General features: G+C 58.9%; 19 protein-coding genes and 1 pseudogene. 6 read left to right on the top strand and 14 right to left on the bottom strand.

The window, feature by feature from the left end:
• Positions 1-96 precede the first annotated feature (96 nt).
• Together C9413_RS01825 and C9413_RS32985 are read left to right on the top strand one after the other, a co-directional pair.
• Positions 97-711, top strand: coding sequence for a TetR/AcrR family transcriptional regulator (locus C9413_RS01825; protein WP_039843415.1), 615 nt, complete (start codon positions 97-99; stop codon positions 709-711).
• A gap of 66 nt (positions 712-777) precedes the next feature.
• Positions 778-1,102, top strand: a pseudogene (locus C9413_RS32985) (bifunctional folylpolyglutamate synthase/dihydrofolate synthase); the annotation flags it as partial.
• Positions 1,103-1,194: 92 nt separating this feature from the next.
• Here the strand turns inward: C9413_RS32985 and trxA are convergent.
• From trxA to C9413_RS01755, 12 genes are all read right to left on the bottom strand, one after another.
• On the bottom strand, positions 1,195-1,515 hold the full coding sequence (gene trxA / locus C9413_RS01810) for a thioredoxin (RefSeq protein ID WP_022718427.1): 321 nt from the start codon (positions 1,513-1,515) through the stop codon (positions 1,195-1,197).
• Between the two features lie 75 nt (positions 1,516-1,590).
• Positions 1,591-5,142 (bottom strand): double-strand break repair helicase AddA, encoded by a 3,552-nt coding sequence (addA, locus tag C9413_RS01805; protein ID WP_039843418.1) that lies wholly within the window; start codon positions 5,140-5,142, stop codon positions 1,591-1,593.
• On the bottom strand, positions 5,135-8,329 hold the full coding sequence (addB, locus tag C9413_RS01800) for a double-strand break repair protein AddB (protein ID WP_039843419.1): 3,195 nt from the start codon (positions 8,327-8,329) through the stop codon (positions 5,135-5,137). Before addB ends, addA begins: the two co-directional genes overlap by 8 nt.
• 3 nt (positions 8,330-8,332) lie before the next feature.
• Positions 8,333-9,067 carry a nucleotidyltransferase family protein gene (locus C9413_RS01795; protein WP_039843420.1) on the bottom strand — a complete coding sequence of 245 codons (735 nt, stop codon included), beginning with the start codon at positions 9,065-9,067 and terminating at the stop codon, positions 8,333-8,335.
• 24 nt (positions 9,068-9,091) lie between these two features.
• Positions 9,092-10,594 carry a tRNA (adenosine(37)-N6)-threonylcarbamoyltransferase complex ATPase subunit type 1 TsaE gene (gene tsaE, locus C9413_RS01790; RefSeq protein ID WP_170250136.1) on the bottom strand — a complete coding sequence of 501 codons (1,503 nt, stop codon included), beginning with the start codon at positions 10,592-10,594 and terminating at the stop codon, positions 9,092-9,094.
• Entirely contained in the window at positions 10,591-13,170 is a 2,580-nt protein-coding gene (locus C9413_RS01785; protein WP_039843421.1) for a PAS domain-containing sensor histidine kinase, read from the bottom strand. The genes tsaE and C9413_RS01785 overlap by 4 nt, the downstream gene beginning before the upstream one ends.
• Positions 13,171-13,372: 202 nt before the next feature.
• Positions 13,373-14,773, bottom strand: coding sequence for an adenosylhomocysteinase (gene ahcY, locus C9413_RS01780; protein ID WP_039843422.1), 1,401 nt, complete (start codon positions 14,771-14,773; stop codon positions 13,373-13,375).
• Positions 14,774-14,936: 163 nt separating this feature from the next.
• A complete protein-coding gene (locus C9413_RS01775; protein WP_039846553.1) occupies positions 14,937-15,212 on the bottom strand; it encodes an HPr family phosphocarrier protein in 276 nt (91 codons plus the stop codon).
• A 17-nt stretch (positions 15,213-15,229) separates the two neighbouring features.
• Complete coding sequence (locus tag C9413_RS01770) at positions 15,230-15,631, bottom strand: PTS sugar transporter subunit IIA (protein WP_039843423.1); 402 nt, start codon at positions 15,629-15,631, stop codon at positions 15,230-15,232.
• Between the two features lie 152 nt (positions 15,632-15,783).
• Positions 15,784-16,236 carry a serine/threonine protein kinase gene (locus tag C9413_RS01765; RefSeq protein ID WP_039843424.1) on the bottom strand — a complete coding sequence of 151 codons (453 nt, stop codon included), beginning with the start codon at positions 16,234-16,236 and terminating at the stop codon, positions 15,784-15,786.
• Positions 16,233-18,026, bottom strand: coding sequence for a sensor histidine kinase (locus C9413_RS01760; protein WP_039843425.1), 1,794 nt, complete (start codon positions 18,024-18,026; stop codon positions 16,233-16,235). Before C9413_RS01760 ends, C9413_RS01765 begins: the two co-directional genes overlap by 4 nt.
• 77 nt (positions 18,027-18,103) lie before the next feature.
• Positions 18,104-18,835 (bottom strand): response regulator transcription factor, encoded by a 732-nt coding sequence (locus tag C9413_RS01755; protein ID WP_194730257.1) that lies wholly within the window; start codon positions 18,833-18,835, stop codon positions 18,104-18,106.
• 78 nt (positions 18,836-18,913) lie between these two features.
• Here C9413_RS01755 and C9413_RS01750 point away from each other — a divergent pair, with 78 nt between their 5' ends.
• The 4 genes from C9413_RS01750 to C9413_RS01735 all read left to right on the top strand — a co-directional run bounded on the left by C9413_RS01750 (position 18,914) and on the right by C9413_RS01735 (position 21,934).
• Positions 18,914-19,057: a hypothetical protein gene (locus C9413_RS01750; RefSeq protein ID WP_170250135.1), complete on the top strand. Its 144-nt coding sequence runs from the start codon at positions 18,914-18,916 to the stop codon at positions 19,055-19,057.
• Between the two features lie 120 nt (positions 19,058-19,177).
• On the top strand, positions 19,178-20,788 hold the full coding sequence (locus C9413_RS01745; RefSeq protein WP_039843427.1) for a phosphoenolpyruvate carboxykinase: 1,611 nt from the start codon (positions 19,178-19,180) through the stop codon (positions 20,786-20,788).
• Positions 20,789-20,886: 98 nt separating this feature from the next.
• The gene (gene arfB, locus C9413_RS01740) at positions 20,887-21,321 is read left to right on the top strand and encodes an alternative ribosome rescue aminoacyl-tRNA hydrolase ArfB (protein WP_039843428.1); all 435 of its coding nucleotides are present in this window, start codon (positions 20,887-20,889) and stop codon (positions 21,319-21,321) included.
• A 1-nt stretch (position 21,322) separates the two neighbouring features.
• Positions 21,323-21,934 (top strand): alpha-ketoglutarate-dependent dioxygenase AlkB, encoded by a 612-nt coding sequence (locus C9413_RS01735; RefSeq protein WP_170250134.1) that lies wholly within the window; start codon positions 21,323-21,325, stop codon positions 21,932-21,934.
• Positions 21,935-21,940: 6 nt separating this feature from the next.
• Here C9413_RS01735 and coaA read toward each other — a convergent pair whose 3' ends face one another.
• A complete protein-coding gene (coaA, locus tag C9413_RS01730; protein WP_170250133.1) occupies positions 21,941-22,936 on the bottom strand; it encodes a type I pantothenate kinase in 996 nt (331 codons plus the stop codon).
• The coding region (locus C9413_RS01725; RefSeq protein ID WP_170250132.1) for a phosphoribosyl-ATP diphosphatase at positions 22,933-23,193 on the bottom strand (261 nt) is incomplete at its 5' end. The genes coaA and C9413_RS01725, both read right to left, overlap by 4 nt.

Below are 23,193 nucleotides of genomic sequence, written 5' to 3'. Positions count from 1 at the left end.
GCGTGCCGCTTCGGCCGCTGACGAAAGACCAGCGGATGGTTGCGTTGGAAGGGTTGTATCTATATACTTTAAGTAAGTTACATTTGGTATATAGAGATGTCAAGCACACCCGATGACACGCAGATCCCGAAGCGCGTCCGTTTGAGCCGTGACCAGCGGCTATGCCAGCTTCTCGACGTGGCGTGGCGGCTCGCGCGCGAAGAAGGCACCGATGCCCTGACGCTGCCGCGCATGGCGGACGAGGCCGGCGTTACAAAGCCCGTAATCTACAGCCATTTCGGTACCCGCAACGGCCTGTTGACGGCTCTCTATCAGGACTTCGACGCGCGCCAGACGGCGGTGATCGACGCCGCGCTCGAAGCCTGCGCGCCGATCTTGGAAAAAACCGCAAGGGTCATCGCTTCGTCCTATGTCGAATGCGTGCTGGCCCAGGGTCGCGAGATTCCCGGCGTGTTGGCCGGACTTGCGGGCTCCCCCGAACTGGAGGCCGTCAAACGCGACTATCAACTGGCGTTCATCGAGAAATGCCGAAAGGCGTTGGCGCCGTTCACGGGCCCAAAGGGCATCATGCAGTCAAGCTTCTGGGCGGTGCTCGGGGCGGCCGATTCGTTATCTCATGCCGCTGCGACGGGACAAATCACCATCGAACAAGCTCAAGACGAACTCTATGAGATCATCGTTGCAATGGTGAGCAGGAGCTTTCACACTTAACGGGCGGCAGGCAATCGCAGGACTCAGGCAGTTTCGCTACGAAGCTACTTCGGCTCATGCAATCGCCCGACCGCTCTCTTCGGCCAGGATTACATGGCGCATGAAAAACATGGCCGCCTCGTCTATCAGGACGAATTCGGTCTCGCCGATCTGAGTTGCCGCGCCTTCCCGGCCGCCATATACCGACGCCGCAGCAGCAATCCGCGCCGTCAAGCCAGCAGGTTTTGTCGTCACCGAAGCGATGATGGAAAGGCTATGAATTCCGTCGATGGCCAGAGCTTCAGCGGGTCGCCTTGTCGCACATGTCCCGGCCGGTGCCGAAATCCGGGTCGATGTCGGGCCCGTCGGTGAAGCGCTGGACACGATCGAGGAGGTCCTTGATCCGCAGGCTCCGGTCGGCGATGTTCTTGCTGACAACGAAATACCCCCGAAATGAAAAAAGCCCGGTCAGAGCCGGGCTTTTTCTCTCAATATGCAATGAAATCACGCGGCGTTCGAAATCCAGCTCGAAAGAGCGGTCTTCGGAGCAGCGCCGACCTTGATATCGGCAACTTCACCAGCCTTGAAAATGGCAAGCGTGGGGATCGAGCGGACGCCGAACTGGGCTGCCAGTTCCGGGTTTTCATCGATATTAAGCTTAGCGACCTTAACCTTGCCTGCGAGTTCGGTTGCAATTTCCTCAAGGCTCGGAGCGATCATCTTGCACGGACCGCACCACTCAGCCCAAAAATCAACGACGACGGGTTCTGCAGATTCCAGAACTTCCGACTGGAAGTTGTTGATATCGACTTTCACGGTAGCCATAGGCTGCTCCTTTAGCGGAATTTACTGTTGATCCACATGTGATGGTGCGGTGCCGAACTTTCAATGTCCGGTATTTCACTTTGTTTTGAGTCCTGCAAGCGCCATTTCGAGCTCCCGCCCGCTCAACGTATAGACAGTGGCGTTCTCGGTATAGACCAGCATGCAATCGATGCGCCTGCCCGGATAGAGCGGCGCCAGGATCTCGCGGTAGATCGCAAGCTGCGCCTGATGCGCAGAGGGAATGTCCTTTTGGGTCGCGGGCGGCACGCGATTGGTTTTATAGTCGAGAACGACGACGCGATCGTCGAATACGGCCAAGCGATCGACACGGCCGGAAACGGCATAGTGGCCCCCCTTCAAGGTGAGCGTCCCCATGATCGAGACTTCCGGCTGCGTGTGCACTGCAAAGATCGCCTGAAGGCTGTCTTCCGTCATTAGTTTCAGCACCGAATCGATCAATCTCTGCCGTTCGGTTTCGGGCCAGAAACGTGCAGCGCGGCTTGCGTAACGCGCCGCCGCGTCCGCTCTCTCGGCTGGAGCGATGTCCGGTAGAGTCTGGAGCATGCGGTGGATCAGACGCCCCTTTTCCAACGACCTGTCGGAGCGTGTTTTTTCCGCAAAGAGCGGCGAATTGATCAACAGGTCATCCGCCTGCTCATCGATGATGGTTCCGGCGCCGGATGGGCTGAGAGGTCTCGGCAACTGCCTTTGCGGCGGGAGCGGCCGGAGAATGCTGGAGGGCAAGGCCTCGCGCTCGTTCCAGTCTTCCAGCTTCTCTGAGCGCTCGAACGTGCGGCCCACTTGCGGCACGCGCCATTTCACGCCCTGCCATTCACCATCCGGTCCTTCGAAGCTTGCCGGTGTAACATGTGGGTGACTGTCTGCCATCGCTGATGAAATCATCATGTGCCAAGTATCGCTGTTTGCCCTGACACCGCGATAACCGCAAACAATCAACCGGTCGGCGGCGCGTGTCATCGCTACATAGAGCAGCCGCCGGTATTCCTCTTCCGCCAATTTCTGAAGTCGTGCCGCATCGGCTTGCGTCATCGAATTGGCAAGGCCGCTGACCGGAACCCAGACAGGTATTGGAGGGGTTTCTGCATTTGTTTCGAGCAGGCGCAGTTTCGGCATGTGGGTATGCGTGAAAGCTTTGGAGCCGCCGTCGACAAGAAAAACGATCGGTGCTTCCAGCCCCTTAGAAGCGTGCACGGTCATGATCCGAACCTCGTTGCGGCCCTTGTCCTGCTCACGCTTCACTTCGGGCGCTTCGAGTTCCAGCGCTGAGATGAAGGATTGCAGGCCGGGCAAGCCCGAGCTTTCGTGATCAATCGTGAATGTGAGGAACTCGTCCAGAATATCGCTGACCTCGGTGCCGAGACGCGCGAGAAACTGCCGCCGGCCGCCGTGAACGCCAAGCAGACGCGCGTAAAAGTCGTGAACGGAGAGGTTTCGCGATTGATGAAGAAGGAGCGTGAGCTTTTCTGTCACGGTCGCATAACGCTCGTGACCGTCGAGTGCGAATTGCTGCAGGTGAGTCCACACGCTTGCATTGTCGCTACGCAGCGCAGCGAGTGCGAAGATATCGTCTTCCGATAGGTCGAACAGCGGGCTCTTGAGCACCGCCGCCAGTGAAAGATCATCCTGCGGCAACAAGAGGAAGCGGCCAAGCGCCAGCAAGTCCTGAACAGCGATATGGCTGGTCAGCCTGAGGCGGTCTGCGCCCGCGACCGGAATATTGTTGCGCCGTTTCAGTGCGCGGGTCAGGGCATTGACGAAGGCATCGCGCTTGCGGACGAGCACAAGGATATCACCCGCCCGAATAAGACGCTCCTTGCCCTTGTCGACGATCGTCTCATGGCCGACAAGCCGCTCGATCGTATGGGCCATCCGCCGCGCAAGAATAGCAGCTGGCGCGCTTTCGGGAGTCGCGTCAAAGGGCGCTGTCCAGTCTTCGTCCTTAACGGTGGCTTCGGGGGCGATCATCTCCCAGAGATCGACGGCACCTGGGTGACCGATGCGGCTAGATCGGTGAACGACCGGTTCTTCGACGGCGCTGAGGCCTCGCGCGTTTTCGGACGATGTGAAGATATGGTCGACCGCAGCGAGAACGTCGGATGTCGAGCGAAAGGAAAGGGGCAGGCGCACGGACGAAAACATTTGACCGCTTGCCGAGACCCGCCTCCTCGTACGTTCGCTCTCCTCGGAGAAACGTTCCGGGCGCGCGCCCTGGAAGGAATAAATCGATTGCTTCTCGTCGCCGACGGCAAACAGCGTCCGCACGACCGGCCGCGCACTTTCGCCGGAAAAGAAATCTTCCGCCAGCGACTGGATCACGCTCCATTGGATTGGGCTCGTATCCTGCGCTTCATCGACCAGAATGTGATCGATGCCCTGGTCGAGCTTATAATGAATCCAAGGCCCGACGCCGCTTTTCGTCAGCAGATCCGCGGTGCGCGTGATGAGATCTTCGAAATCCAGCTGACTGCGCTGCTTTTTCAGGTCGTCATAGTCCCGGTTCAGCCGGTCAGCGAGGATCATCGCTGCATGCGTGGCATTGAACATCCGCATGATCTTGAGGCGGTCGCGGCAGGCGACGACATGCGCGCGCGCTTCAGCGATCGCATCTGCAAGCTCAGGTGCATCGCAGAGCATGGCTTTAACGGTGAATTGCGAATCCGACTTGGGTTCGCCCTTCGCCGTCAGGAATATTTTTTCCAGCAATTCGGCGCGCTTAGTCGCATTGCGCTCGTTGGAAGCCTGCCGCAAGCCATAGGCGACTTCCTGCGCTTTCGCGCCGCCCTTTTGGGCTGTCAATGTCAGGTAAAGATCGAACGTCAGGCCGAAGAGACCCGGCAGCGGCCAGTATCGCGAGGTGATCTGGGCCTCTGTTTCGTCGGCGGATAGTTGCAGTTCCCTGCGCAGCGTGGCCGCAATCCCGCCTCGTTGCTCGGCCGAGGAAATGAAGCGGCGAATGGCGTTACGGCTGGCGACGATCTCGCCGAGTAGTGTTTCCAACCCGGTCTCGTCACCGAGATTGAGAATATAGGAGAAGGCATCGGCAAGCTCGGGATCCTGGTCGGGTGTCGTCGCGGTCAAGAGCGAGCGGCGGGCATCGGCGAGCAATGTCGCTGCGGCACGATCGTCGAGAACCGAGAAGTGTCCGGCGACATTGGCCTCCAATGGAAACTGATGCAGTAATGCCTCGCAAAAGGCATGGATGGTCTGGATTTTCAGCCCGCCCGGCGTTTCCAGCGCCTTGGCAAAAAGCCGTCTCGCTTCGGCAAGCTTGAGCCGATCCGGCGTTTCGCCTTCGATCTGCGTAATGCGGTTTTTGAGTTCCTCGTCCGGCAGCACCGCCCACTCGGCCAAACGTGCGAAGACACGATTCGACATTTCGGATGCGGCGGCCTTGGTATAAGTGAGGCAGAGGATGGCCGAGGGCCGCGCACCGGAAAGCAGAAGGCGGATGACGCGCTGCGTCAGCACATGCGTCTTGCCGGAACCGGCATTGGCCGAAACCCAGGCTGACCGCGACGGGTCGGAGGCAATCGACTGCTGGATCGTCGTCCAGCTGATCCACATGCCCGGATCGTCCCCTTGCGGAAGTGCGGTCGGATCACTCATCGCCGCCTCCTTCTTCGTTTTCGGCCGTCGACCATTCGGAAACGCGGGCAAGGTGATCGTAATCACCGCCGAAATCGAACTGCTGCGCGGGAATTAACCGTGAAGTGAAGCCACGTTCGCCGGATTGCAGAAGAGACACGAATTTGACCAATTGATCGATCGATTCCTCTGCCAGATCGAGGGCCGATTTTGCCTTGTCGCTTCGGGTGGAAGTTTCATTGTTGACGACATCGGTGTCGAAACGGCTGCCGGGCCGAAGGCGCACATAAATGAGATCCTGCGGCGTCAGACTTCCGACGTCGCGAAAGGCGCCGGCGCGGAGCGCCGCGGCCTCGAGCGCCAACTGCGGATCGAGAAGCGCGCGCGCCTGTGCGGGCGATGGATTGTAGCCGGTCTTGTAGTCGATGATGTCGGCAGCGTTTGGCCCCGTCACATCGATGCGATCGGCAACGCCTGTCAACCGGATATTGATCGGTTCGAGTTCCACGCCGCCGCGCACTTCCGTATAAGTCTTGCGGATCGCCGGTCGGCGTTCGGCTTCCCATTCGAGGAATGCGCGCGCCACCTCCCTGAAACGCGGACGCCATACTGCATCAATGTGCGACGGCAGGCGCTCCATGTCGAAGAGCTCCATCAGAATGGTTTCCATGGCTTGCGCGGCTTCCGGGGTACCGGCGACATGTCCTTCACGGACAAAGCGGTCGATGATCGTGTGATAGAGCGTTCCGCGTTCCGCAGCACCTGGATCGCGATTGAAGGGATCCACGGGGTCAAGCCGCAAGATGCGCCGGGCATAGATGGCATAAGGATCGCGGCGCAGGCGGCCAACTTCGCTGAAGGAATAGGATTTCGGCTGCAATTCAAGGGGCGGTGTAGGCGAGGGGCGTTGCGCGGGTGTTTGGCTCTTGCTCTCGTCCAGCAGGCTTACCCAATGCACGAAGCGGTCGCCGCGTGCTTTCAGTTCCCTTTCGAAAGCCTCGCCGCCCAGCGCCAAGAGCCGCTGAAGCCAGCGCGAAGCGACCGTCGGCGTCGAGCCTTGCCGCAGCGAGCGCGAATAGATCAGATGCCGTGTTCCGCTCGCCATTACGAAGTCATGGGCCAGTTGACCGATGCGCCGCTCCGGCGGCTCGAGGCCGATTTCCGTCTTCATCGTGCGCGAGATGAAGGGATTGTTGGCCGTTTGGCCAGGCCAGGAGCCTTCATTCAGTCCACCCAGGATCAGCGTGTCGACGCTTTGCAGACGCGCCTCCAACGTGCCGAAAATGAAGACTCTTGGATGGCTGAGCGCGCGTGGCTTGACCGCCTGGCCGGCCGAAAGCGCCGCCATGATATCGATCCATTGCGGTCCATCGGCTTCGATCTGGCCCTCCGTCTCGATCACCTCTGCGAGCAGGCTTGCAAGTGAATCCCCCGCTTCACCAGCCCAGAGATTGGCGAGGTTGCCGCGTTCATCGATTGCCACAGCTTCGAGTGCACGTCCGGTCCGCTCCGCCCAATCGGAAAGAGTGAAGCTGGCCGTCAGCCCACGGCCATCCGGGCGGTGCGCGACAAGCGCGGATGCCAGCGGTTCGGTCGCATTCGACATCCGCCGGGCAAGGTTTCGCGCTTGCTCCACCGCTTCCGGTGGCAGCGACCTGCGCCAATTCGGCGCGTGTCTGTCCCTTGCCTGCTCTGAAAGTTGATGCTCCAGCAAAGGCTCCAACGCGCTGATATCAACCGCGGCAACACCGCCACGCAGGGCGAGCAGTTCGAGTGCTTGGACGGCTTGGGCGAGCGCGCCGCGTTCGAGGCCGAAGCGGGCCAGCGGATGCTTGAGCAATGCAACGATGGTGACTGGATCGCCGGGCCGGAGGGTTGCCTCGAGGAGCAATTGAAGGAGTGTTCCCTGCAGCATGGCCGCAAGTGGCGTACCTGCCGAGTCGTCGGCCAGGATGCCGAAACGGGAGAGCTCTGCCATCACGCGCCGTGCCAGATTGCGGTCCGGTGTGATAAGCGCTGTCTGGCTGTCGCCGTTTCGTCCCGGCTGCTCCAGTGCCAGCCGCAAGGCTATGGCGATCGCCGTCGCTTCTTCACGTTCGTTTGTGGCTTCGATCAGCGAGACATCGGCAAAGGCAGCCGCCAATGCATCGTCGGGGAGTTCTTTCTTCCATTCGCCCCAATTATCCGTCGCTTCCGCTGGAGCGAGCGCACGGGAAAGAATTTCTGCGCGGCGATGCAGATCGTGTTCGGCCTCCTCGATCGCAACGACGTCGCCGCGCGTGAGGTTCAGCCGTTTGAGGAGGGACGAAAGGCCATATTGCGGGTGGCTTCGGCTGGCGGGGTTGGTCCGCCCCCCAGCGGTAATCTCTGGTGCGACCATCTGCCAATGCGCATCCGGCATGGATAGATCGAGGCCCGGAAGGACGATCACGCCCTCGGGCAGATTGGCGACGGCAGCGATGAGGTCGGCCGTTGCCGGCATCGAGCCGGTGGACCCGGCAATAATAATCGGTCCGCCAGGTTTTGCCGTTGCGAGCCGGTGGGCTTCCGCACGCAGGATTGCATTGCGATGGCGTACCGGTGACGATTTTCCGAGTTCTGCAAGCCGTTCCGGCCAGAAAGCGATGGCGATCTGCAGAAATTCGGCCGTCAACTGCCACCACAGAGCGTGATCTTCGGCATCGAGTTTCGAGATTTCCGACCACTCGCGATCCTCGGTCTCGATGGAATCGATCAGTTCGGCAAGATTGCGTGCGAGCCAGATCGCGTCTGCCGGGCTCGCCGGCGCCGCCAAGGGCGAATCGGCGTGGATACGCCGCACGATCTCTGGCAGCCTGTTGCGCCAGGCGAGGATGAGGCGGGCAAGCTCCAGCAGGCGCGCCGTATTCGAAAGCGGCTGTGCGAGATCGAGCGTTGCAGGCAGCGCCTCCTCGAAATAGCCGCTGTCGTCATCCGTCTCGCCGAGCGGCCGGATAACCGGCAGGATCGCCGAACGGCCGCCGAGAAGATCGACGAAATGCGAACGCAGCACGCGGGCGGCGCGACGCGTTGGCAGGTAGATCGTTACTTTGGAGAGCGAAAGCGGATCGTCCGGATCGTGCCGGAAGAGCGGTGTCAGTCCCCCGTCGCAGAGCGTCGCGGCAAGCGTCTTCAGGAAAGGCAGACCTGCCGGGATCGTTAGGACGCGAGGCTGGTGCCGTTCGGCCATCCGTTACACAAACGTCCGGAAGCGCCGGATCGTTTCCTCCGCTTCGCCGATCGCCTCCGGCGTGCCGACCGTCAGCCAATGGCCTTCGAGCATCATGCCAAAAAGCCGTCCGCGCTCGATCGCCTTGTCGAAATAGATATTGAAATTGAACGGGTCATCGGCGGGAGCATCGTCCAGAAACGATGTGTCCATGACGATTGCACCGGCATAGACGACGGGGTTCGGACCGCTTTCACGATAGCGGGTAAGCCTGCCATCTGGGGCGAGGTTGAAATCATTCTTGCCATTGTGGCCGGTCGTATCCGCGAGTTTGACGCAGAGCATGGCCATATCCATGCTGTTTGCTTCGAAGAATCCGGCTAATCGACGGAGGTTGCTCGGCCGGTCGGCCCGTTCACCGATCCAGAAAAGATCGGCATTGGTGACGAAAACTGTGCCGCGCTCAAGAAGCTTGAGGCCCTTTGCCAGACCGCCGCCATTGTTCATCAGTCGGTCGCGCTCGTCGGAAATGATAATATCAAGCGCTTCGTAAGAATTCAGATGTGCGAGCATCTGATCGGCGAGATGATGGATGTTGACGACCGCCTTCTCAACGCCTGCCTCTGCAAGCGAATCCAGTGCATAGTCGATCATCGGCTTGCCGTCGATTTTCACCAGCGGCTTCGGGATTGTATCGGTGATCGGGCGCATGCGGGTGCCAAGGCCGGCAGCCAGCACCATGGCTTGTTTGATCGTCATCTGATCCGGAACTTATGATTCGCTCTAACCTATTCCAGCCCTTGCGCACCAATCGCGCAAGGGGGCAAGCGCTTCATGTTCAAGCGCCACTTGGAGATAGGAGAGCGTGCGGGGCATGTGTTTCGTATAGCCGGGCTTTCCGTCGCGCTGCAATAGCCGCACCCAGAGACCGGCAAGCTTGCAGTTACGCTGCGCCGACATGATCGCCCAGCTTTTCAGGAAGCCGGCTTCGTCAAAATTGCCCTGTGCGCTGCGAAAAGCCAAATAGTCGTCCATGAGCTGCCTGAACAGGGCTTGTTCGATGGTGACGCGCGCATCCTGCACGATGGATGCAAGATCATAGGCGGTCGGGCCAATCATGGCGTCCTGAAAATCGATGAGGCCGATCTTCTGAATGCCTTTTTGTCCTTCGCGCCAGATGATGTTTGGGGAATGAAAGTCCCGGAGCAACAGATTTTTTTCTGCCGATGCGAGTTCATCGATGAGCCTATCCCAGATCGCCAGATATTCCTCACGCTCGGCATCGCTGGCGGCTGTACCGCGCTTCCAGGGGAGATACCAGTCGAGAACAAGGCGCACTTCCATCTTCATGGCGGTGCGGTCAAAATCGGGAACGTGGTGGATGTGGTTATCGGTGACGCGGATATCCTGCGGTATCTTCATCCCGTGCAAATGCGCAAGACAGGCGACACTTTGTCGGTAACGCGAGGCGATGGGCTTGCCGCCCTCATCGAGCACGCCATCGCTGCCGAGATCTTCGATCAGCAGAATGCCCTCAGCATAGTCGACCTCGTAGATCTCTGGCGTTGCGAAGCCTTTCTCGCGCAGCACATTGGCAATTGCAACGAAGGGATAGGCATTCTCGGCAATATGGGCAACCTTCGGATAAGGCTTTCCGTCGAGTACGGCCGGTCCCTCGGGAAGCGGCGGCCAATCCATCAGTATCTTGCGGCTCTTCTGATCCGGATAGACCGCTTCGTAGGCGCGCAGCGATGCATCACCCGTCAGGAAGCGGCGTTTTGCGATCGGGTGCCCGGCTTTGGCGAGAAAAGTGCGGATTGCAAGGACGCGGCGGATTCTCTGCATCTGTGCGGGCGGTGCGCAAATCGTTGCCCGCCGGCCCCTGCCTTCATGCTCAAGTTTCATCACGATACGATCGGCGGGCAATTCGTCTTCTGCCATTTCTGGCCATTCGACAAGGCAGATACCGTTCTGAAGCGCTTCGTCGAAGCCGAGTTCCTCCAACTCCGCCCCATCAGCGAGGCGGTAGAGATCGAAATGCGAAACCGGAAACCGCAAATCGTAGGATTGGACCAGCGTAAATGTCGGGCTCGGGACCTCAAGCCGCTCGTCATCCGCCATGGCGCGCAGAAACGCACGGGCAAGGGATGATTTTCCGGCGCCGAGATCTCCCGAAAGTGCCAGGCAATCACCTGCCTTCAGCGCGAGCGCCAAATCTTCCCCAAGGCGGATTGTTGCCGCCTCGTCTTCCAGGAAAAGGGAGATTGTGCCGTCCTTCGTGATCATTCTGCTGCTGCGACGGAATGCGGCAGGTTGACCGAGGGAATCCGGCAAATAACCTTCGTGCCTTTGCCCGGCTGGCTATCGATCGAAACCCTGCCGTTATGTAGGCTGACGAAACTGTCCACAATCGAAAGGCCAAGGCCTGCACCGCCGCGCTTGCCGCTTTTTGCGCCCGTGGCAAAACGATCGAAGACTGTCGCGATCATGTCCTGCGGAATACCGGGGCCGCGGTCGCTGACGGAGAACACGAAATCCGTGCCCTCGCGATGGCATTCGAGAGCGATTGCCGCACCTTCCGGTGAGAAATTCGCAGCATTGGAAAGCAGCTTCAATAGGATTTGTTTCAAGCGCTGGGGATCGGCGACGATCGAACCAAGATAGGCAGGCGCTGTGATCTCCAGCGTCACGCCGCTTTCCTGCAGCCGGTCGGCAATCTGCATGGAGACATCATCAAGAAGATCGTTGAGGTCGATTTCCGAATAGTTGAGCCTCATAATGCCGGCATCGACGGTGGCAAGATCGAGAATATCGTTGACCAGCGTCAGCAGCACGGACGAGGAGGTCGAAATGTGGTCGATATATTCGGCCTGACGCTCGTTCAGCGGCCCGACACTCGGGGTGCGCAGCAGGTCGGCAAAACCGATGATATTGGTCAGTGGTGAGCGCAGCTCATAGCTGACATGCTGGACGAAATCGTTCTTCAGCTCGTCGGCCTTGCGCAGCGCCTCGTTCTTCTCGGTCAGCGCACGCTCAGCGCGGACACTGTCGGTCATGTTGACGAAAGTCAGCATCGTCTGGGCGTTTGGCAGCGGAATGACGGCGTAGTCCAGCACAAGGCCAGAGAGCAATTCCAGTGTTCCCTGACTGGAACGGCGTTCGTCATCGAAGCTGGTAATCAGCTCCCCAAAGGTTTTCCAGCCGTCCGGCCGGTCATAGGACGGTAAGCACGTTTCGCCGATCGCACGAATATGTGTTCCCGGCTTGGCGTCGGCTTCGGTAATGCCCCAGAGCATACGGAAGGCCGGGTTCGAAAGGCGAATACGGCCGTCGGCTCCGAAAACGGCGACGCCTTCGGAGAGATGGTCGATCGTTTCGCCTTGGACCTTCACCAGTGTGTTGTATCTCGTTTCGAGAGCGACCTGTTCGGTTAAATTCTCGAAAACCCAGGTTGCGCCGCCTTGCGGATGTGCAGTCGCAAAGACCCGCAGTGTCTGACCGTTCGGCAGATGCCAGAGGTCCGTTTGCGTATCGAGTGCCCGATAGACGGAAAGTGCGGTTTCTTTCCAGCTTTTCCAGTTGAGCTGATCGGGAAGCTTCTTTGCGGCGCGCAATCGCTCCAGCAACTCGGCGTTGTCGGGCTTGCTTTCGAGGAAAGCGATATCGAGTTCCCAGAGCGCGACGAAGGCCTGATTATAAAACTGCAAACGGCGCTCGCCATCGAAGATCGCTACAGGCGTCGCAAGATGGTCAAGTGTCTCGGCATGGCTTTTCAGCGTCCGCTCGAGCTCGGCGCGGACGGATGCGGCTTCAGAAACGTCGATCGCGATTCCCGCCGAACCGCTTGGCAACTTCACGTCAACGACGTCGAAAAAGGTGCGATTGCCGCGGACGACCGTCGAAATCTTGTCGTGGAAGGGTGATTCGGGCGTCGCCGCAACGCGGATGTGTTCTCGGGCGACCGTCGTCAGGAATTCCCGCCCTTCATTGATCGCGTGCTGGGGCGACGTCGCCTCGACCGCATCGCCATAGGCCTGATTGACCCAGGTAAGGCGCCCTTCGGTATCGCGCTGCCATGCGGGCAGGTCGATCGCATCGAGCAGGTTCTGGAAGGCCGAGATCGAGGACATCAGCCGGTCGCGCTCGATCTTCAATTCGGCAAGCTCGGCGCGGAGGTTGTTGAGCGCCACGAAACGCACGAAGGCGCGGCCACCGGAAACCCGGCCTTGCGCCTCGAGGATTTCTTCGCGACTGGTTTCGACGACCATATCGAAGCTCTGTGCAACTCCACGCAGACGATCGATCGCTCTTTCGAGCTCTGTAGCGGAACGGGGTTTCAGCCAGAGGCCGAACGCCAGGAATTCGCTGTCTTGCGGCGCACCGGTTTCGGCTGGGAGCTGGCCAAGCAGTTCCGGCCGCTCATCGCCGTCCCAGACGACGATGCGGCGATTTTTGTCGGCGATCAGCGCCTGGTATTGAGAAATGCGCTGATGCGCATCGGAAAGGGCGGAGCGGATTTCACGGCTTTCGTTTTCAAGATTACCGCGCTGACGCACGAGCCAGAGAGTTGAAAGCAGGGCTGCGGAAATGACGCCGATCACGACGGAAAAGCCGACGACCTGCGAAGATGTGAAAAGATGTGCGGATGCTGCTGCTTCGGATTCGACCTGGGCCAGCACCGGCCGCGCCAATGCTGCGATTGCCGTTCCGCCTGCGCAAATCCTCGCGAGCCGCGTCAGTGACCCCGAGCTTTGCTTCACGGCTTTTCTGGCCGTATGTTTTTGGCCTGCCTCGTGTGAACGGATGTCAGGCCAAGCGCCCTCGTCCGCCTGTCCCGGCAGGCTGTGATTCATTTCCGACATCAGCGGTATGTCTCCGTCCTTCAATGTGCCGCATCACGACAAGACATCCCATTTTCGGGCAAACCGGATACCTCCGCGCCACGAATCGAGTTCTAGAACAATACTTCGGAAGGGAATCGGCGGGAAGGTGGGACCCAAAAAATAGGGATGCCGCATTTGTCAATGCGGCATCCCCAAGATGTTGTGGATATTGTTGCCGAGGTTAATATCTGTAGTGGTCGGACTTGAAAGGACCCTTCGGCGACACGCCGATATAGGCGGCCTGTTCTTCAGAAAGCTGCGTCAGTTTCACGCCAAGCTTGTCGAGGTGCAGGCGGGCAACCTTCTCGTCGAGATGCTTCGGCAGAATATAGACCTTGTTTTCGTACTGCCCGGGCTTGGTGAAGAGCTCGATCTGCGCCAGTGTCTGGTTGGTGAAGGAGGCCGACATCACGAAGGACGGATGGCCTGTCGCGTTGCCGAGATTGAGCAGGCGGCCTTCCGAAAGAAGGATAATGCGATTGCCCTTCGGGAACTCGATCAGATCGACCTGCGGCTTCACATTCGTCCACTTGAGGTTACGGAGTGCCGCGACTTCGATTTCATTGTCGAAGTGGCCGATATTGCCGACGATCGCCATGTCCTTCATCTGACGCATATGGTCGATGCGGATGACATCCTTGTTTCCGGTCGTGGTGACGAAGATATCAGCAGACGAGACGACGTCCTCGAGCAGCACGACTTCGTAACCGTCCATCGCTGCCTGCAGCGCGCAGATCGGATCGGCTTCGGTGACCTTGACGCGGGCGCCGGCGCCCGAAAGCGATGCCGCTGACCCCTTGCCGACGTCGCCATAGCCGCAGACGACGGCAACCTTGCCGGCCATCATGACGTCGGTGGCGCGCCGGATGCCGTCAACCAGCGATTCCTTGCAGCCATACTTGTTGTCGAATTTCGACTTGGTGACCGAGTCGTTGACGTTGATCGCCGGGAAAGGCAGCAGACCCTTCTGGCTGAGCTGGTAGAGGCGGTTGACGCCGGTGGTGGTTTCTTCCGTGACGCCCTTGATCGCATCACGCTGCTTCGTGAACCAGCCCGGTGAAGCGGCAAGACGCTTCTTGATCTGTGCGAAGAGGATCTCTTCTTCTTCGGAATGCGGGTGCGAGAGTACATCTTCGCCGGCTTCGGCACGCGCGCCGAGCAGGATGTACATGGTGGCATCGCCACCATCGTCGAGGATCATGTTGGAGAGGCCGCCATCGGCCCACTGGAAGATCTTGTCGGTGTAGACCCAGTAATCTTCGAGCGACTCGCCCTTGACGGCAAAAACCGGTACGCCCGATGCGGCGATTGCGGCAGCGGCATGGTCCTGGGTCGAAAAGATGTTGCAGGAAGCCCAACGGACTTCTGCGCCGAGCGCGGCGAGCGTTTCGATCAGAACGGCCGTCTGGATCGTCATGTGCAGCGAGCCGGTGATGCGCGCGCCCTTCAGCGGCTTTGACGGGCCGAATTCGGCGCGACAAGACATGAGGCCCGGCATTTCAGTTTCGGCGATCGAAATTTCCTTGCGGCCGAAATCCGCCAGACCGATATCGGCGACGACATAATCTCTTTCAGTGCTCATCGAGGTCTCCAGCTGAAAAGCGTCTCATAAGCGCGCAGTTGACGGCGCGATAGCTCGAACGCGTGCATTGACGCACGGCCATGCCCGCCGTGTAGCAGGCTTCGCATGCGATGGCAATAAGGATATAAAGAAGTCTTTATATGTTTATATGAAGCCTGGAAGGCTACATTTCTTCGCCGAACTTGTCCTGAACCAATTGATCCAATGCGTTCAGCGCTTCGGCCGCCTGATTGCCGCTCGCAGAAACGAGAACTGTCGTGCCCGGACTCGCGGCAAGCATCATCAAGCCCATGATCGAGGTGCCGCCGACTGTCATTCCGTCCTTGGAGACAGTAACGGCAGCGTCGAATGTTTCGACCATTTGGACGAATTTGGCGGAGGCGCGCGCGTGAAGGCCGCGCTTGTTTACGATGAGCAGTTCCCGGGAAAACGAGGTCATGGCGGGACTTGTTTTCATCATTTGCCACTCAGAACGCGGCTGGCGACGTTGATGTATTTCCGCCCGGCCTCCGACGCTTCGACGAGCGCCTTTTCCATGTTGTTTTCGCCACGCACGCCAGCAAGTTTGATCAGCATCGGCAAGTTCATGCCGGCAATCACTTCGGTATGACCGCTGCTCATGACCGAAATAGCGAGATTGGAAGGAGTACCCCCGAACATATCGGTCAGGATGACGACGCCGTGGCCGTCGTCCGCGCTAGAGACCGCCTGCAGGATATCCTGTCGTCTCTGATCCATATCGTCTTCGGGGCCGATGCAGACCGTCTCGATAAATTTCTGAGGACCGACGACATGCTCTACAGCATGACGAAACTCTTCAGCCAGCTTGCCATGAGTGACAAGCACAAGTCCGATCATGATTCAACTGCTCCCAATGGCATATAAACGGTGGCCCCAATATCGCAACGCAGCAATCGCGTCCACCGGTGGGGGCACATCTTGGCCATCAAAAGCCGAAGTGCAAGATAAAAATGCAGGCATATGCGGCGAATGCGCCTATGCAGCAGGCATTATCGGCCGATGTCCGGTGCCATTGCCATCAAAATCGCGAGAGGTACTGGAGCGTTTGGCAGCAAGCGCAGAGCCGGCAGCGAAAAGCCTTCTGCGAATTGAGCGACGTCGTTTTCAGGCGGCAGACGATTTTCGCCCGACGTACTGCCGGGCAGCACGGCATAATGCATCGGGGCGAGCGGAACGCTTTCGCACTTGACGATGCCGGTACCGCGCAGCTCGATCAAACCAGAGATTGCGGACGGTCGTTCAGCGATCATCTGTCCGTCGCGTTTCGACAGAAATACCTGATCGTCGGCGACCAGTGAGGCGGGCAGCCCCATCCGTTTGGCTTCCGTGATGCACGTGAATGCCAGCATGGATTTACCCCAGCCGGAGGGGCCAACAAAGAGCAGGCCGGTCTTGTTGACGACGATCGCCGTGGCGTTGATGTTGAAAGTTGCGCCCGTCATGATGACACCGAGACTGCGGGGAGGGCCAGAATGAAGCGGGCGCCAAGCACATCTGCCCTTTCTGCATCGATGATGTTTTCGGCACGCAACGAGCCGCCATGGGCCTCTGCGATCTGACGGCTGATCGACAGGCCAAGACCGGAATTTTGCCCGAACCCTTCTGACTCGGGCCGGTCGGTATAGAAGCGCTCGAAGATGCGGTCGATATTTTCGGCCTGGATGCCCGGACCGTTGTCTTCGATATAGACAATGCAGCGCGACCGGGTGCGGAACAGCCGGACGGTGATCTTGCCGCCTTCATCCGGAACGAAGGAGCGGGCATTCTCGATGAGGTTGGTAATGATCTGACCGATACGCAGATCATGACCATTGACGACGAAGCGCGTCTTGACGCCGGGCTTGCGTTCGATCGCGAGCTCGATCTGTACCTCTTTATTCTTGTGGCGAATCTGCCTTGAAACCTCCACCAGATCGCTGAGGAACACCTCGAGATCGACGGATCGAGCATCGACGCGGGCAAGTTCGGCATCGAGGCGCGAGGCGTCGGAGATATCGCTGATGAGACGATCGAGGCGGCGGACGTCGTGCTGGATCACATCCATCAACCGCTTCTTGGAATCGTCCGACTTGGCTAGCGGCAGCGTTTCCACGGCGCTGCGAAGCGAGGTCAGTGGGTTCTTGAGCTCGTGGCTGACATCGGCGGCAAAGCTCTCGATCGCATCGATACGGTCATAAAGTGCGGTAGTCATCTCGCGGAGCGCGATCGAAAGGTTGCCGATCTCGTCCTGGCGGGCTGAGAAATCCGGGATTTCCTCGCGCTCCTTTGCGCCGCGCCGGACGCGGATCGCCGCAGCCGAGAGACGGCGAAGCGGATTGGCGATGGTCGAAGAAAGAACCAGCGACAACAGAACATTGACGAGTGTCGCCACACCGAAGACGCGCATGATCGCCAAGCGTTCGGCATGAACGATGTTGTCGATGTCACCGGCTTGCGTCGAAAGCAGCAGAACGCCGAGAACGGCACGAAAACGCTGGATCGGGACAGCTACAGAGACGATGAGTGCGCCCTTGTCGGTGGTGCGTACAACGGCGCCGCGCACTCCCGTCAACGCATTCATCACTTCCGGATAGATCGACCCGTCGCCACCCGGCGCTTCCTTGTAGACCGGCAGATTTCCAGGCTGGAGCGCCTTGTTGAAAAGGGTTGTAAGCCATTCAGCCCAAGTCTGCTTCTCTTCCTCCACCGGCGGCAGGTCGAAGCGCAAGACCTGACCTCGCGAATAGAGATGGCGCGAATCGAGAAGCAAGTTGGCATCGGCATCAAAGATGCGGGCACGCGTCCGCGTGGGCGAAATCAACCGTCTGAGAACCGGTGCTACCTTTTCCGGATCGATCGGGAATTCAAGATCCTCATCATTCGGGACGGGCGTAATGCTCTGCCCGGCCTGCAGTTCGAGAAGCTTCTGCGGATCGATGGTGATAGAGTTCGTATCGACGGAGGCCGATGCCGAAACCGCACCGGCGATGATTTCGCCCTGCGTGAGCAAGCTCTCGACGCGGGCGTCGATCAGGCCCTCGCGAAACTGGTTGAGGTAAAGAATGCCGCCGACAAGGACGAGCAGTGCTGCGAGATTGAAGAAGAGGATGCGGCGCGTCAGGCTCGAAAAGACCGCATTGCCGAAGATGCGGCGAATGATGGTGAAGGGATGCGACCAGCGCCTTCCCCTGACACGGCGGCCGCTCAAGCCTTCCGCATCATCCAAATCCCTTTCCTGCACCAACTGTGCCAACGACAGGCCCTTTCGGAGGGCGTGGCGGTCTCCCGCCTCCAGCCCTCGACAATACTCATGCGCCGCGCCGACAGGCGTCAGGCTGCTTCGCGGAAGCGGTACCCCACTCCGTAAAGCGTTTCAATCATATCAAAGTCGGTATCGACCATCTTGAATTTCTTGCGAAGCCGCTTGATGTGGCTGTCGATGGTACGGTCGTCGACATAGACCTGTTCGTCATAGGCCGCGTCCATCAGCGCGTCGCGGCTTTTCACCACGCCCGGCCGTTGTGCGAGCGAGTGAAGGATCAGGAACTCGGTTACCGTCAGCGTCACCGGTTCGCTCTTCCATGTGCAGGTATGGCGTTCCTGGTCCATCACCAGCTGGCCGCGTTCGAGTGAGCGCGCGAGCTGGGCAGCGCCTGTTTTTGGCGCGGCGCCAGCGCCAGCAACCGTCGTTGTTTCCCGGCTGGAAGCCCGGCGAAGCACGGCGCGGACCCGTTCCACGAGCAGTCGCTGGGAGAATGGCTTGGTGATGAAGTCATCGGCACCCATCTTCAGGCCGAAGAGTTCGTCGATCTCCTCGTCCTTGGACGTGAGGAAAATCACCGGCATATCGGATTTCTGCCGCAACCGGCGCAAGAGCTCCATTCCATCCATGCGCGGCATCTTGATATCGAAGATAGCGAGTTGCGGAGGGCGCGCGATAAGGCCATCGAGGGCCGAGGCGCCATCCGTATAGGTTTCGACCTTGTATCCTTCGGCTTCCAGTGCGATCGACACGGAAGTCAGGATATTGCGGTCGTCGTCAACGAGCGCGATTGTCGCCATGGTGTTCATCTCCGTCATCTATGCGCATCTCCCGGAATGTCTGATGTCCCCAGGCCGGCCCAACGACCGGAGGCGCTTATGGAGGATAAAGGTGGAACAAATTGTGGCAAAGATAAAGGGCAGGCATTGCTGCAATGTGCAAATGGTGGACGCACGTGGCGCGGCGAAAACCAAACCCAAACGCATAATTCAAACGATTTAAAATACACGAAGGAAATTTAAATCGATTAATTATTTGATATCATTATATTTTCGCCATTTTGCACTATTGCTTTTTAAAATTGGTCACCGTAGTTTTGCTCTTGGTTTTAACGGCGGAAGCCTTGGACGAAAGGAAAAGCCATGGAGACGTTCGGAATTCACAACCCGGCGATAACGCTGGCGACGATTGGTTTGAGCGGCGCAAAAAGCGTCCGCTATAACCTCACCGCCGCCTCCCTTTATGAAGAAGCGATTCGCCGCGGTGAAGCCGAACTGACGGCCCAAGGCGCCCTTCGTGCATTGACGGGACAACATACCGGCCGCTCGCCACGCGACAAATTCGTCGTTCGCGATGCCAATACCGACGGCGAAATCTGGTGGGACAACAACAAGCCGATGTCGCCGGAGCATTTTGCCTTGCTGCATCAGGATATGCTGGCGCATGCCGCCGGCAAGGAGCTTTTCGCCGAGGACCTGATCGGCGGCGCCGACAAGAACTACTCGCTGCCGACGCGTGTGGTGACGGAATTTGCCTGGCACTCGCTTTTCATCCGCAATCTTCTGATCCGTCCGGAGCTTTCTGCCCTTGCATCCTTCGTGCCGAAACTGACGATCATCGATCTGCCGAGCTTCAAGGCCGATCCGAAGCGTCACGGCTGCCGCAGCGAGACGGTTATTGCATGCGACCTGACGAACGGTCTCGTGCTGATCGGCGGCACATCCTATGCTGGAGAGATGAAGAAATCCGTCTTCACCGTACTCAACTACCTCTTGCCGTCAAAGGGTGTCATGCCGATGCATTGCTCGGCTAATGTCGGCCCGGATGGCGATTCTGCGGTCTTCTTCGGCCTCTCCGGCACCGGCAAGACGACGCTGTCGGCTGATCCGTCGCGCACCCTGATCGGAGACGACGAGCATGGCTGGGGCGAAAACGGCATCTTCAATTTCGAAGGCGGCTGCTACGCCAAGACAATCCGTCTTTCGGCGGAGGCGGAGCCGGAAATCTACGCGACAACGCAGCGTTTCGGCACGGTACTGGAAAACGTCGTGCTCAACGAACTGCGCGAGCCCGATTTCGACGATGGCTCGTTGACGGAAAATACGCGCTGCGCCTATCCGCTGAATTTCATTCCCAATGCCTCGAAGACGGGCCTTGCCGCGCATCCGAAAACGATCATCATGCTGACGGCGGATGCTTTCGGCGTCATGCCGCCTATCGCGCGTCTGACGCCGGATCAGGCCATGTATCACTTCCTTTCCGGCTACACCGCAAAGGTCGCCGGCACGGAAAAGGGAGTGACGGAACCAGAAGCGACGTTCTCGACCTGCTTCGGTGCGCCGTTCATGCCGCGTCATCCAACCGAATATGGCAATCTGCTGAAAGAACTCATCCATCGCCACGGTGTTGAATGCTGGCTTGTCAATACCGGTTGGACGGGTGGTGCTTATGGTACCGGCAAGCGCATGCCGATCAAGGCCACACGTACTTTGCTGTCGGCAGCGCTCTCCGGCGAACTGGCCAAGGCAGATTTCCGCATTGATCCTAATTTCGGTTTCGCGGTGCCCGTGACTGTCGCTGGCGTCGAAAGCGGTATTCTCGATCCGCGCTCTACGTGGGCCAACGGTGCAGCCTATGATATTCAGGCAGAAAAGCTCGTCTCCATGTTCATTTCGAACTTCGCGAAGTTTGAGGCACATGTCGACGGCGGCGTGCGCGATGCGGCGCCCGGCATCAAGGCTGCGGCCGAATAGGTTCTAAAATATTGATGATTCACGTGAAACCCGGCCCATTCCGCCGGGTTTTTCTTTGCGTGTTTTAAAATTCCCGCGGATATGAGATAGAAGCCCGCATGGCCAGCGACGCGCTCTATATCAACGACGGGATCACCATCGCTGGATGGGAGCTGACGGAACAATTTGTTCTGGCCGGTGGCCCCGGCGGCCAAAATGTCAACAAGGTTTCGACGGCCGTCCAGCTGTTCTTCAATATCCCCAATTCACCTTCGCTTCCCGATCGCGTCAAGACGAATGCCATCAAGCTTGCCGGCAAGCGCATGTCGAAAGAGGGCGTGCTGATGATCGAGGCAAGCCGCTTTCGCAGCCAGGATCGCAATCGCGAGGATGCGCGAGAACGCCTCAAGGAACTGATCCTTGGGGCCGCCAAGCCCCCACCGCCACCGCGCAAGAAAACGAAACCGACCAAAGGCTCGATCGAACGCCGCCTGAAGGAAAAATCCGGGCGCGCCGAAGTGAAGAAGATGCGCGGCCGTCCCGGCGGAGAATGATATGACGGAGCTTTCGACCGGCGTCCGTCACTTTCCGGAATATCTGGACCGCGCCCGGCAGGAAGCGCTCGTGGAAATGATCCGCAGCATCGTCGCTGAGGCTCCGCTTTTCGTGCCCGTGATGCCGAGCACGGGCAAACCGATGTCGGTCCGGATGAGCAATTGCGGTCCACTGGGCTGGGTCACCGATAAGGAGCGCGGCTACCGCTATCAATCGACGCATCCTGTCACCGGCAGGCCGTGGCCGGCGATGCCGGACGTCTTGCTCGACATCTGGAACGGTGTTTCCGACTGCGAAAAACCGCCGCAGGCTTGCCTGATCAATTTCTATTCGGACGACGCAAGAATGGGTCTGCATCAAGACAGGGACGAGCAGGATTTGAAGGCGCCTGTCGTTTCGATCTCCCTCGGCAACAGTTGTCTTTTCCGCATCGGCGGGCTTTCCCGCACAGACCGCACGCGGTCGGTCAAACTCGCCAGCGGCGATATCGTGGTTCTTGGGGGCGAAGGGCGTTTATGCTTTCACGGCGTCGACCGCATCTATCCGGCAACTTCGACGCTGCTCAAGAATGGCGGGCGGATCAATCTGACGTTAAGGCGGGGGGATCCGTGAATCCGGCTAGAGCTTCCTGAGCGCGACCTGCTCGATGAGGTGGTTTTCGCCCTTGCGCTGGATCAGATCAGCCCGTGGGCGGGTCGGCAGGATGTTCTGCCGGAGATTCTTCAGGTTGATGTTGGCCCAAAGACCTTCGGCGATGGAAAGCGCTTCTTTTTCGCTGATCGAGGCATAGCGATGGAAATAGGAATTCGGATCGCGGAAGGCGGTTTCGCGCAGACGCATGAAGCGTGTGACATACCAGTTGTGGATCAGTTCTTCTTCGGCATCGATGTAGATCGAGAAATCGAAAAAGTCGGAAACCATCGGCACGATCTTGCCGTCGGCCGGAAGGTCGCGCGACTGCAGAACGTTGATGCCTTCGAAAACCAGGATGTCGGGCCGGTCGATGATCGTGTATTCGTTCGGAACGACGTCATAGACCAGATGAGAATAGACGGGCGCCTTCACATTCGGCTGTCCGGCCTTGATCGCGGAGAGAAATTTCAGGATGGCGCCTGTGTCGTAGCTTTCGGGAAAGCCCTTGCGCTGCATAAGGTTTTCCCGCTCGAGTACTGCGTTTTGATGCAGAAAGCCGTCGGTCGTGATCAGGTCGACCTTTGGACTCGATGGCCAGCGCCGCAGCAGTTCCTTCAAGATACGCGCGGTCGTTGATTTACCGACGGCGACGGAGCCGGCGATGCCGATGACGAATGGTGTTTTCGTCACGTCGGACAAGCTGAGGAACCGGTTGCGCTGTTCAAAGAGCAATTGCGATGATTCGACATGTGAGGAGAGCAGACGCGACAGCGAGAGGTAGATGCGCCGGACTTCGTCGAGATCGACCGGATCGCCCATCGAGCGCAACCTCGCGACCTCCTCGGCCGTGAGCGTGAGCGGCGTGTCGGCGCGGAACTTCGCCCATTCCTCGGAAGAAAAGAAATTATACGGCGAATAGGAATTCGCCTGGAAGTGATCGAGCGTTTCTGGCGCCCCGAGAATTTGCGTCGCGATACTCATGAACTCTGCCGGCTGGCCTTTTCCTTGACGCCGGATTGAGCCGTACGCCGCTCAAGCTCCGCCATCACATCCTGCAACGGAATGCCTGCTATCTTCAATACGACCAAAAGGTGATAGAGGAGGTCGGCCGCCTCGTAGGTAAGATTGGCGCGATCCCCCGCTACAGCAGCCATGACGGCTTCAATGGCTTCTTCGCCGAGTTTCTTTGCTGCCTTCTGCTGCCCGGCGGCAACGAGCTTCGCCGTCCAGGATTCATC

The organism is Rhizobium sp. SEMIA 4085, from assembly GCF_013004495.1.
GTDB lineage: Bacteria > Pseudomonadota > Alphaproteobacteria > Rhizobiales > Rhizobiaceae > Rhizobium > Rhizobium gallicum.
This window is presented reverse-complemented; position numbering and strand designations above follow the sequence as displayed.